The 12,303-nt window shown below is 40.3% G+C and carries 9 protein-coding genes and 1 CRISPR repeat array; of the genes, 1 reads left to right on the forward strand and 8 read right to left on the reverse strand.

The annotated features are described in order from the left end of the window. Positions 1-58: 58 nt before the first annotated feature. The 3 genes from ACXAEO_RS11505 to ilvD form a co-directional block, all read right to left on the reverse strand. The gene (locus tag ACXAEO_RS11505) at positions 59-745 is read right to left on the reverse strand and encodes a metallophosphoesterase (RefSeq protein ID WP_474881022.1); all 687 of its coding nucleotides are present in this window, start codon (positions 743-745) and stop codon (positions 59-61) included. A 431-nt stretch (positions 746-1,176) separates the two neighbouring features. After that, on the reverse strand, positions 1,177-1,998 hold the full coding sequence (gene speD, locus ACXAEO_RS11510; RefSeq protein WP_474881025.1) for an adenosylmethionine decarboxylase: 822 nt from the start codon (positions 1,996-1,998) through the stop codon (positions 1,177-1,179). A 206-nt stretch (positions 1,999-2,204) separates the two neighbouring features. After that, entirely contained in the window at positions 2,205-3,881 is a 1,677-nt protein-coding gene (ilvD, locus tag ACXAEO_RS11515) for a dihydroxy-acid dehydratase (RefSeq protein ID WP_474881028.1), read from the reverse strand. A 209-nt stretch (positions 3,882-4,090) separates the two neighbouring features. Here ilvD and ACXAEO_RS11520 point away from each other — a divergent pair, with 209 nt between their 5' ends. After that, on the forward strand, positions 4,091-5,020 hold the full coding sequence (locus tag ACXAEO_RS11520; protein WP_474881030.1) for a lysophospholipase: 930 nt from the start codon (positions 4,091-4,093) through the stop codon (positions 5,018-5,020). A gap of 127 nt (positions 5,021-5,147) precedes the next feature. On the opposite strand, the gene ACXAEO_RS11525 is transcribed toward ACXAEO_RS11520, so the two are convergent. The 5 genes from ACXAEO_RS11525 to cas2 all read right to left on the reverse strand — a co-directional run bounded on the left by ACXAEO_RS11525 (position 5,148) and on the right by cas2 (position 12,294). Next, entirely contained in the window at positions 5,148-6,152 is a 1,005-nt protein-coding gene (locus ACXAEO_RS11525) for a LacI family DNA-binding transcriptional regulator (RefSeq protein ID WP_474881032.1), read from the reverse strand. Positions 6,153-6,406: 254 nt separating this feature from the next. Continuing rightward, positions 6,407-7,837 (reverse strand): D-xylose transporter XylE, encoded by a 1,431-nt coding sequence (gene xylE / locus ACXAEO_RS11530; protein ID WP_474881034.1) that lies wholly within the window; start codon positions 7,835-7,837, stop codon positions 6,407-6,409. Between the two features lie 171 nt (positions 7,838-8,008). After that, entirely contained in the window at positions 8,009-8,836 is an 828-nt protein-coding gene (locus ACXAEO_RS11535) for a sugar phosphate isomerase/epimerase family protein (protein WP_474881037.1), read from the reverse strand. Between the two features lie 82 nt (positions 8,837-8,918). Then, positions 8,919-9,542, reverse strand: coding sequence for a Gfo/Idh/MocA family oxidoreductase (locus ACXAEO_RS11540; protein WP_474881040.1), 624 nt, complete (start codon positions 9,540-9,542; stop codon positions 8,919-8,921). Between the two features lie 450 nt (positions 9,543-9,992). Further along, positions 9,993-11,834: a CRISPR direct-repeat array (repeat unit 32 nt; unit sequence ATTTCAATCCACGCACTCACATGGAGTGCGAC). 169 nt (positions 11,835-12,003) lie between these two features. Next, a complete protein-coding gene (gene cas2 / locus ACXAEO_RS11545) occupies positions 12,004-12,294 on the reverse strand; it encodes a CRISPR-associated endonuclease Cas2 (RefSeq protein WP_474881042.1) in 291 nt (96 codons plus the stop codon). Positions 12,295-12,303 lie beyond the last annotated feature (9 nt).

The raw sequence follows: 12,303 nt of genomic DNA on the forward strand, positions 1-12,303 counted from the left end.
CTAAAATGAGGCTGCCTGAAAAGAAGAAAACCTCTCTTTTCAAGCAGCCCTTACACCTTTACTTTTTTATGATGTTCGAGGTCCGAATCGTTTTCAATGAGAAATCATATATATACACGACCCATTCATCTAACTCGACGAGCGCCAATTTTGGCGTTGTGACCACCTGTGCGCCTAAATCAATCCCCATCCTCACTCCATCAAATGTGACTGTACTGCGGGGCGTGTGGCCATGCACGATTACTTTCCCCTTCGTTTCTTTTAAAAGGTCTTTCTTTGGAACCCCATAAAAGGTTTTACGGGGCAGCCATAGATGATCACGATTCATGCGCTCCGTTTTATACGGAAGTAAAAATCCAGCATGGGCGTAAATGAACGAATCATCTTCAAATGTGAGCGGAAGCTGATGAACCCATTGAACAGCTTTTCCTGCCCCTTCTTCATAAAAAGCTTCGTTAATCGAATCCGCTGTTTGCTTCCCGCCAAAATGAACCCACATATCATCTATGGCTGCTACATACGCTAACATCATCTCTTCATGATTTCCTATCGTAATATGTACGTTCGGATAGTTTTCCTGCAATCCTTTTAATTCCTTTAAAACCTTTCCACTGTCAGGACCTCGATTAATCATGTCGCCTATCACAACAAGTTGATCTCGACCTGGCTGAAATCTTGCATACTCCAGCAGCTTCATCATTGCATCATAGCTGCCGTGAATATCGCTTATCGCAAATCTTCTCAATTTCACTACCTCTTCTTTTCCTACTTTATTTCTCCATCACCGAAAGGAAATAACTTGAAAATAACCTCATTTTATTTCCTCGGTAAGCGCAAAAGACGCTAAATCCCTACAAAACTTGCTACTTTCCTTTTCTCAATTGCTGTCGAATGTTCTGCTTTTTTGAGAAAATAAATGGGATTCAAATGGGATTCACCTTCTTATTTGATTCGGTATGAACGGGCATCATTTCAAACATTGAGTGAAAATGGGGAATAACCGCCCCATTTCGCCCTATCAATGACCGTTTCTTTTATTTTACCGTTCTTTTTTCTTCATGCCTATTATGCAGTCAAAAAGACCAGCCGAAAATAGCCGGTCTTCCAATGCTAGAATGGACATTACATTTCCCATTTTCAAACAAACGTTTGTTTGACGTTGAACGTTCTTTTTTATCAATCCATCGCCCCTGAACTCATGTTTCGTCCATAGAAGATTTCATCCATTTCCAATGTCAATTGCTCGGTGATTTCTTTCACTTCTTCTTCAGATAGCTTCTCTTTCGTATAACCGAATAAATAGTTATTCAGATCAAATTTTTTCAATTTGCATTTCGTATGAAAAATATTGTCTGGATACACATTTACATCAATCATATGGAATTGGCTTTTAACATCTTCCGGAATATAATTTTGAATTGAGCTGATATCATGGTCAATAAATAGCTTATGACCGCTAATATCTCGCGTAAATCCCCGAACCCGATAATCAATAGTCATAATATCTGTATCAAACGAATGAATGAGGTAATTTAATGCTTTTAACGGTGAAATTTCCCCGCATGTTGAAACGTCAATATCAGCTCTGAAAGTACTGATGCCTTCTTCTGGATGATACTCTGGATACGTATGTACCGTAATATGACTTTTGTCCAACTGCATCACAACAGAACCTGGCAAAGGTCCAGGTGATTCTTCAAAAGATTCGGTCGGCACTTCGACGACAGGTCCTTCTGAAACAAGCATCGTCACACTTGCTCCTTGCGGGACATAATCTTGCTTAGCAACATTCAACACGTGTGCACCAATAATATCTGAAACAGTCTTTAAAATTTTCGTTAATCGCTCTGCATTGTATTGTTCATCAATGTATTCAATATACGCTTCCCGTTCTTCTTTCGTCTTCGTATAACAAACATCATACATATTAAAACTTAACGATTTCGTAAGGTTGTTAAAGCCGTGTAAGGTAATGCGCTGTTCCGGTGTCAATTTCATCAGTAATTCCCCCTTTTTGTCATAACCGCAACCTAGTTTGAAGTACGGATATCGGCTTCATCTTATTTTTTATCCTACCCCGTTTCGCATATAAAAAAACACCCGGCTGCTGGAAAAGCCCTTCGCCAACTATAATAAATCTCCACTTTTTCGGCAAACATAAAAAAGCATGGACTCTCCAAAAAGAGTTTCCATGCTTTCCGTCCTTAAATTTTCATAATGCCGCCTGTGCTCGCAGATGTAACAAGCTTAGAATAACGGGCAAGGTAGCCTGTTTTGACTTTCGGTTCAAAACCTTTCCAGTTCGCTTTTCGTCTTTCCCATTCTTCATCCGACAGCTGAACATCCATCGTGCGTTTTTCAATGTCGATAACGATGTAATCACCATCTTCTACAAACGCAAGCGGTCCGCCTTCAGCTGCTTCTGGAGATGCATGGCCGATTGATAAACCGCGAGAAGCACCGGAGAAGCGTCCGTCTGTCAATAAAGCTACTTTCGCTCCAAGGCCCATCCCCATAATTTGCGATGTTGGTGCCAACATTTCCGGCATACCTGGTCCGCCTTTTGGCCCTTCATAACGAATGATGACAACATGGCCTTCTTTTACTTTGCCACTTGCAATTCCTTCTAGCGCTTCATCTTGAGAGTCGAATACAATCGCTGGTCCTTCATGGCTCGTAATGCCAGCTTGAACACCGCCTGTTTTAATGATCGCACCGTCTGGAGCAAGGTTTCCGAATAAAACAGCCAATCCGCCCTTTTCCGTAAATGGCTTATCGATTGGACGAATAACGTTATAATCTTTTACTCCACAGTCGGCAATGTTTTCACCGAGCGTTTTCCCTGTTACTGTCATCGTATCAAGGTGAAGTGCTCCTTCTTTTTTCGATAATTCATTAAGCGCCGCTGATACCCCGCCCGCTTCGTGCAAGTCTTCGATATGAATATCTGAAGCTGGAGCTAACTTCGATAAATGCGGAACACGAGCTGCTACTTCATTAATGCGCTCAAGCGGATAATCGATTCCCGCTTCATTCGCTAACGCAAGTGTGTGTAACACCGTATTCGTTGAACCGCCCAAGGCCATATCAAGGGCAAATGCATTGTCAATCGCTTTTTCCGTTACGATATCACGCGGTTTTAAGTCCATTTTGATTAAATTCATTAGCTGTTTAGCGGACTTTTTAACAAATTCTTTACGCTCAGGTGCAACAGCTAAAATCGTTCCATTACCTGGAAGAGCGATACCAAGTGCTTCTGCTAAGCAGTTCATAGAATTGGCTGTAAACATACCAGAACAAGAACCACATGTTGGACATCCGAATTGTTCTAATTCTTGTAGTCCTTTTTCATCGATTTTCCCTGCTTGATAAGCGCCGACTCCTTCAAATACAGAAGAAAGAGAAATTTTACGTCCATCGCTCGTCACGCCAGCCTTCATTGGACCACCGCTCACGAAAATCGTTGGAATGTTTAAGCGCATCGCCGCCATCATCATACCAGGCGTGATTTTGTCACAGTTTGGAATACATACCATTCCGTCAAACCAGTGAGCTGATACAACTGTTTCCACCGAATCGGCAATGATTTCACGGCTTGGTAACGAATAGCGCATTCCGATATGGCCCATCGCAATTCCATCGTCAACACCGATTGTGTTCATCTCAAACGGAACGCCGCCCGCTTCACGAATCGCTTCTTTTACAATCTTTCCAAACTCTTGTAAATGAACATGTCCTGGTACAATATCAATATATGAGTTAACAACCGCAATGAACGGTTTATCGAAATCTTCTTCTTTCACACCGGCAGCACGTAATAAACTGCGATGAGGTGCTCGGTCAAATCCCTTTTTGATCATGTTGCTTCGTAGTTCTGCCACAATGAATCCCTCCGTATTCGTACAAATCAAACTTTCAATTTTTAAAATTATTAAACTATTTTTAATATAATTATTAATTTAACAAACTTCATAGTGACTTGTAAAGTTTTGTTGAAAAATAATTTATTCTTTTTTTAGAAAAGAAGCAGTAAAATGAATATTATGAAAGATTGCTAGTTTATTAATGCAATGTTTAAAGGAGAAAATGTATGAATGTGACTTCCTTTTACTACAATTCTCACGATAGTATCGACATCTATGCAAAGAAATGGCTTCCCGAAGGACAACTAAAAGCCGCTGTACAAATTGCTCACGGGATGGGTGAACATATTGAACGCTATCATGATTTTGCCGAAACCTTAGTTGAAAAAGGCTATGCTGTTTACGGAAATGACCACCGTGGGCATGGTCAGACAGTGAAGGAAGAGCATGACAAACGACATTTGGCTGATGAAGATGGTTTTGAGAAAGTGGTTGAAGATATGTATGGATTAACGACTCACATCCGAAACGAGCAAGGTGATATTCCGATTTTTTTATTCGGTCACAGCATGGGCTCCTTTTTATCACGCCGATACATCCAGCTTTACGGTGACAAATTACATGGTGTCATTTTATCCGGCACAGGCGGAGTCCCCTTCATCGTTCGTGAAGCAGGAAGACTGCTGGCCAAATTAGAAATGAACATAAAAGGAAAGCGAACACCAAGCCTCTTGCTGGATCGTTTGTCTTTCGGCCAGTACAATCGCTCGTTCAAACCAACCCGCACCGCCTTTGACTGGCTGAGCCGGGACGAACAAGCCGTGGACCGCTATATCAACGACCCGCTCTGTGGCGGCGTATTCTCCGCAGGCTTTTTCTATGATTTGCTGTCAGGTATGAAGAAAATAAGTCAGCTGCACGAAATTAAGCAACCCCCCTCTGCTCTCCCTATTCTTTTATTGTCGGGCGACCAAGATCCTGTCGGAGCCAATACAAAAGGCGTACTAGACGTCTACCACCGCTTTCAAGCAGTCGGCAGCCAACATGTTTCGTATAAGTTTTATGAAGAAGGACGGCATGAAATGCTTCATGAGGTCAACCGTAATGAAGTAATTGAAGATGTTATCACATGGATAGAACGTTGTATGACTAGATAATTGGTCGTGAAGAAGATCATCGTGTTGAGGTGTCTATCTGGACATCATGGGTTTTGCTGACGAAAGAGAAAATCAAAGAGATACAAATCATATTCCATTCGTAATATTTGTATCTCTAATTTAGCTCTTACATGCTAATGTCACTTGCCGTTTCTCGAATGATGAGCTCAGGTGACATGGCTACTCGTTGTTTTACTTGTGTTGGGTTTTTTATTTCTTCAACTAATAACTCAACAATCTTCTTCCCCATTTCATGTATCGGTTGCGACACCGTTGTTAATGGTGGGTGACACATTTTAGCCAGAATGGAGTTATCAAAACCTACGATGGAAATATCCTTTGGGATATCGAACCCTGCTTCACGAGCACCTTGCATAGCTCCAATGGCAAGCGTTTCGGTTGATGCAAAGATCGCTGTTGCACGCTCAGGCGAGTTCAATAACTCCATCGTTGAGTCTTTTGCGTCTGTAAAAGAGGCATTATTAAGCGATACGATTTCCTCATTATAAGATAATCCTGCTTGTTCAAGAGCTTGTTTGTAGCCATTAATCCTTGCTTGTACAACTGGAAAATAGCTATCTTCTGTAATCATCGCAATTTTTTTATGCCCTAATTCTATTAAATAAGAAGTAGCTTCAAATGCTCCTAAAAAGTCATCCACCACCACTGTGTTCACGGCGAGTGACGGAACTTCCCTTGCTAGTAAAGCGACTGGAATGTCATTATTGATTAACTCCGTTAATGCGACCGTATTCTTTAATCCTGTTGCAACAATAATCCCATCGATATACTTTTGTTTAAGAGCGGAAATATACTCCATCTCCCTCTCTAAATCATTATCCGTACTGCAAATCATGAGACCAAATCCAAATTTCCTGCCATGGTCCTCAATCACTCTAGCAATTTCCGCCATAAAAGGATCTGCAATATTTGGTATTAGCAATCCAATTGTTTGGATGCGTTTTTTTACTGATTTTGCAATGCTCGGTTGGTAATTTAACTTCACCATCGTTTCTTCCACTTTTTTTCTCGTTTTTTCTCCAATACTACCTGTATTATTCAGCACTTTCGAAACGGTGGAAATCGCAACCCCCGCCTCTTTGGCGACATCATATATAGTGGATGGCTTCATTTTGTCTGTCTCCTCCCCCTCCAAGAACGTACATATTTATTTTAATCAATTCTTTCGTAGATTAAAATTATTAGGAAAGAGATTTTTTCGCTTTTTCCATTCCTTCTCTTAATACTAAGATAAACATTTTTCACTACTAAATTTCAGCACGTACCCGGAAGAATCTTGACTAACAATTCAACTTACCTTGATAACGTTTTCAAAAACGATCGGATTTCTTCCTATTATAAATAGATCCGCATACTCCTTATACCTTATAAATCTATTTTTCTTTGAGCTACATCTGCCACCACTGCTTTTGGCTTCCAATGCGTTTCGATTTCTTCGAGCGTTCTTCCCTTCGTTTCCGGCACTAATTTCCAAACAAAAAGGAAAGAAAGAATACACATCACACCGTAAAAACTATACGCCACACCAGCACTCATTTCCAGTAAAGAAGGGAATGTGGCTGATATTAATAAATTACTGCCCCAGTTCGCAACAACCGTTACCGCCATTACTTGACCCCTTATTTTATTAGGGAAAATTTCAGCAGCCAGCACCCATACAAGCGGGCCAAACGATAAGTTATAAAAGGCTACATATACTAAAATAAACAGCAACGCACCTAACCCCATCGAATCCGCAAATGATAAAGCAGTGACCCCAAACATGCCGACAGCCATCCCGACTGACCCTATGAGAAGCAATGGCTTTCTTCCTACCTTCTCTACAAGTACGAGAGCGATTAACACAAAAATAAAGTTGACTACCCCAATTAAGATCGTTTGCAGCATGGAGCTGTCTGCACTCGCTCCCATATTCGCAAATATACGCGGAGCATAATAAAGAATGACGTTAATCCCTACAAACTGTTGCGCAGCCGCTAACAAAACCCCTACAAGCACAACTAGCTTTCCATATGAAAAGAGACCCGCTTTAGGAGCATTCGGAGCATCCATCGTTTGTTTAATTTCTTCATAAATTTCTTTTGCGATTTGAACAGATCCATTCACTTTCGTTAAGATTGTGATCGCTTCTTCATCTCTATTTTTCGAGATTAAATAACGAGGAGTTTCCGGGACTAAAAATAGAAGACCGAAAAATAAGATAGCTGGAATAGCTTCAGAAGCAAACATATATCTCCAACCAAGGTCGTGAATCCAGCTAACACTTTGTCCTGCCGCAATTCTCCAGTTCACAACATAAACCGCTAACATCCCAAAGATAATGGCTAGATTATTTAACGTGACTAATTTTCCTCGAATATTGGCAGGTGACGTTTCGCTAATATACAATGGCCCTAATCCTGAAGCTAATCCAACACCTATCCCACCAATAATTCGGTAAATGTTAAACATAATGAAAAGACCCATTGTCGGCTCGCCTTTTGTAAAGAATAAAAATTCCGGATAGCCTGACAGGACCGCAGAAATAAAAAATAAAACAGCGGCTACAATAAGAGAATTTCGACGGCCGATACGATCAGAAAGCACTCCACTAATTAATCCACCTATAATACAACCGATAAGAGCACTAGATACCGTTAATCCATGGAATAACGTATTCAAACCAAGACCATCGATAAAATACACTTGTAAGGATTGCTCTGCACCGGATATCACCGCTGTATCATAACCAAATAAAAGTCCACCTAGTGCCGCAACGACAGACAAAAATATAATATATCTCATATTTTGTTTCATTTTTACGGAACTCCCTTTCACCATCGATTTCCCCTGTAAAAGCGATTCTAAAGCTAATTTGTCACTAGCCAACGCTTCGATATTCCCATAACGCCGGCTAGTTTTAGCACACACCTTTACAAAAGAACAATCAATTCTTTTTGCTTTCTCTACCTATCGACCTTTCAAAACTTATGCATTCACCTTAACCGCATCCCACGCTTTTAGTTGTTTTAAAGATTCTTTATAGTAATTGACAACTACATCTAAATAATTTCCATCCTTAACCGGTGTAAATGGGTTTGGCCCTTCCGCAACCATTTCCATAATAATCGGTCCTTCATAGCCAATTTCATGTAGCGCTTTCACTTGGCCTTCTAAATCGGCATGTCCGTCACCAACACCTTGTCTATTCGAATCCGCAACATGATAAACCCCTAACTGATCTCCCGCGTCTTTCAGCGCCTGAATCGGACAAGCTTCCTCAATGTTCATATGATATGCATCTAATAGAACCTTAAGATTTTCACTTCCAACTGCATGAAGTAAACTTAATGCCTCTTTAGCCGTCACAACTTGGTGGTTTTCATAACGATTGAGTACTTCAAATACAACCTCAATTCCGAGTTCCGCTGCTTTACGCACGATGACAGTCGAGCTATCCACAAGCCATTCCCAATCTTTCGCTGAATCGCCACTTCCTTGCGTTTTCCCAACATCACCGTGAAGACAAATTCGTGTAGCCCCTAATTGTTGAGCCCAGTCTAATAAATCTAAAAAATATTGAACGGCACTAGAACGCACCTGTTCTTCCGCATTTGAAATATCGACATTATCAGGCGTCACGGATAATACTTTTAAATCATGCTCCTTTAAAAGCGTTTTCAAAGAAGTCGGATTTTGGGTTAAATCTCCTTGAACTTCTACCCCCTCTACACCAATCTCCTTCGCAAGTTTGCACTTCTCTTCCAACGTAATATCCCCGAACGTCCATAGACAAAGACCGTAATCTCTCTTCATTTTTTCTCCTCCACTATCATTTTTTTATTAGAAATGGTTTCAAAAGGGAGCGCACTCCCTTTTTTGAATGCGCTTTTATTTTTTAAACTAAAGCGGGCTGATCAATTTTAACGGGCATGTTGCTTTTCACGGATTCAATGCTAGCGAGCGCAATTTTCAATGCCCAACGAGCATCTTCAGCTGTCGCTAACGCTGGTTTATTATAAATCACACAATCTACAAAACTACTTAATTCCGCAACGTAAGCATCAAACAATAAGTCTTGATCATAACGGTTACCTGAGGCAATTTCTGTATGTGCCGCTTTGAACCCTTTTTCAAAGCGGCGATTAAAACCAACTTGAACTAAAACATGGCTTTCTTCACTCGCTTGAACTACTTCGTTTGCTTCTTGTAAATTAACAGCCATCGGTTTTTCGCAGAAAACCGCTTTCCCTGCTTGAATGGCAGCCAAAACATTACTAGCATGCGTACGTGCTGGTGAAGCAATAACCACAGCCTCTACGTTTGGATCTTGTATTAATTCCATCGGATCTGTGTATGCCTTCGCCTCTACATTTAACTCACGAATAAATGTTTCAGCCGCGCCTGGCATAGGATCTGCAACCGCATACAAATTTGCTTGAGGCAAGCGATTCGCAATCGTCTCCCCATGAAACGCTCCCATTCTTCCAGCCCCAATTAAACCAACATTTAATCTTTTCATGATATAACCTCCTAATTATTTATGTAGTTTATCTAAACATTCCCTTTTTAGGAAAGTTCTTTCCTTAATTTGAATTGTAAACCATTACATTTATAATAGTCAAACTTTTTTTAATATTTTAATTATCTATTATTTATAATAAACTACTTATTTATACTATAAATGAAATTATAGATATCCTATATACTGGTGAAAAATACTTAAAATGAATATTATCGTAATAATCTCCTTAGGAAAGAACTTTCCTTTTATAACTAAAATAACTTCAGAGCAATCGTGCTTCTATTTGAATAAACTTTTCCTTTTTATATAAATTACACAGTTCCTATTTGTAATATACTGCAAAAAATAGCGAACAGCACTTGGCACTGTTCGCTAAAAATTAGATTTCAACCTATGTCCCCGTATGGGGGCGACTATTTCGAAGTTGATGAGCGTAAAGACGAAATGATTTCAATCCACGCACTCACATGGAGTGCGACACCATCAACGAGGCCCAATTCATATAAATCTCTTGTAATTTCAATCCACGCACTCACATGGCGTGCGACTTCTTCTCTACTCTCTTATCTATCCTAACTTATTTATTTCAATCCACGCACTCACATGGAGTGCGACTCCCGCTACGCTAGGTGCCTCCAAAAACGGTTGTTTTTATTTCAATCCACGCACTCACATGGAGTGCGACTCGGAAACCGAAACGCGGATTACCTGGGATAACTTAGATTTCAATCCACGCACTCACATGGAGTGCGACTTAACCCCGTTATGCTTAAAAGCACACTATTCAAGCATTTCAATCCACGCACTCACATGGAGTGCGACTTTTCAAAGTATCACCCCTAAAAATAAAAAAAGATTTCAATCCACGCACTCACATGGAGTGCGACCCTGATTGTCAATAGGTACAGACGGAGTAAGAGATTTCAATCCACGCACTCACATGGAGTGCGACGGTAAGTCAATCTGAATTAGTTAGCTTCTTTTTTATTTCAATCCACGCACTCACATGGAGTGCGACATTATTTACAAAGATTTTGTATGATTGTAAATCCATTTCAATCCACGCACTCACATGGAGTGCGACTTAGAAACGATGGAGTTTTAGTGCCCATGCTAAAAAATTTCAATCCACGCACTCACATGGAGTGCGACTACCTAGTAAATCTAAAGGAATTGTAATGGCAGGCAGATTTCAATCCACGCACTCACATGGAGTGCGACACGAATGGCGTGACGATTTCGACAAATTCCCAAAAATTTCAATCCACGCACTCACATGGAGTGCGACTTATTTCCCCTTCCGTCCGTTGATATAATCCTCATATTTCAATCCACGCACTCACATGGAGTGCGACGATTGTAGAAGGCAAAGAGCGGATGGAGGAAATATTTCAATCCACGCACTCACATGGAGTGCGACTTGGGAATATTGATGATAAATTTGATTTGGATTTGGAATTTCAATCCACGCACTCACATGGAGTGCGACTATTTCCGAAGTGTTCACTTTCGTAGGAGTTAGTATTTCAATCCACGCACTCACATGGAGTGCGACACTAATACCTTTCGATTGTTCTTGACCAAGCCAAATTTCAATCCACGCACTCACATGGAGTGCGACTATACGCTTTTTGCGAAAGACTTTTCTTAGATAATTTCAATCCACGCACTCACATGGAGTGCGACGCTAAATCCGTTATTTAAGTCTAAACTGATTTGACATTTCAATCCACGCACTCACATGGAGTGCGACAATCACCTCATTCGTAAACTTGCGATACACATAGAAATTTCAATCCACGCACTCACATGGAGTGCGACCAGCTCCCCTTCTTTGTCGATATAATTTAAGAAGGGATTTCAATCCACGCACTCACATGGAGTGCGACACTAGTTGAAGTAGTAGCTGATGTTTCATTAGGTAATTTCAATCCACGCACTCACATGGAGTGCGACCCAACAGGAAAACCAAAACACCATAAAGCAACAATTATTTCAATCCACGCACTCACATGGAGTGCGACTGGACATATGGCAAGTCCGAAAGTAAATGGTAATATTTCAATCCACGCACTCACATGGAGTGCGACCCTTGTCCATCATATACACTTCTATAACTCCATTTATTTCAATCCACGCACTCACATGGAGTGCGACATCTCGGTGACTTTTACAACATCAAAAGGAGTAAATTTCAATCCACGCACTCACATGGAGTGCGACGCTAAAAAACTTTTACCGCTACCCGTCATTCCGGATTTCAATCCACGCACTCACATGGAGTGCGACAGCGATTTTTGACCAAAATAAGCTAAAAGTACGCATTTTCCGATCAAAAATACACTATTTTCTTTATTTAAATAAAGAACACCATAATAATTATAACAAAAATTGGTAGATAATAGAAAGAATTTAGGTGCGAATGCTCCTGGGAATCTATGTGCACTATACATTCGCACTAAAAGATTAGAGGATCTTCTAAATTTATTGATTCTTTTACACCAATATGCTCTATTTTTGTTTTATAATTATTACCTAGCTGATAAAATCTGAGACTATCTTGACTTGGGTCGATAATATTTTCTAGTTTTATTTTTAAAGCGGCAAATTGAGCTGCATCTACTATACATTCAAAGACTGAGTTTTGAACTCGTTGACCGTGATTTTGACAGACTTTTGCGACTTTGCGTAGTCTTTTTTGTCCTGCGCTGTTTATAGTACTTACATCGTACGTAATTAACACTAACAAATGTTACAC

It is taken from the genome of Bacillus sp. ABA4_010 (assembly GCF_056159105.1).

Bases quoted from the DNA above. Each gene is read 5' to 3' on its own strand.
- ACXAEO_RS11525 (WP_474881032.1), bottom strand. From the start codon at position 6,152: ATGAAGCCATCCACTATATATGATGTCGCCAAAGAGGCGGGGGTTGCG.
- ACXAEO_RS11535 (WP_474881037.1), bottom strand. From the start codon at position 8,836: ATGAAGAGAGATTACGGTCTTTGTCTATGGACGTTCGGGGATATTACG.
- ACXAEO_RS11540 (WP_474881040.1), bottom strand. From the start codon at position 9,542: ATGAAAAGATTAAATGTTGGTTTAATTGGGGCTGGAAGAATGGGAGCG.
- speD (WP_474881025.1), bottom strand. From the start codon at position 1,998: ATGAAATTGACACCGGAACAGCGCATTACCTTACACGGCTTTAACAAC.
- xylE (WP_474881034.1), bottom strand. From the start codon at position 7,837: ATGAAACAAAATATGAGATATATTATATTTTTGTCTGTCGTTGCGGCA.
- ACXAEO_RS11520 (WP_474881030.1), top strand. From the start codon at position 4,091: ATGAATGTGACTTCCTTTTACTACAATTCTCACGATAGTATCGACATC.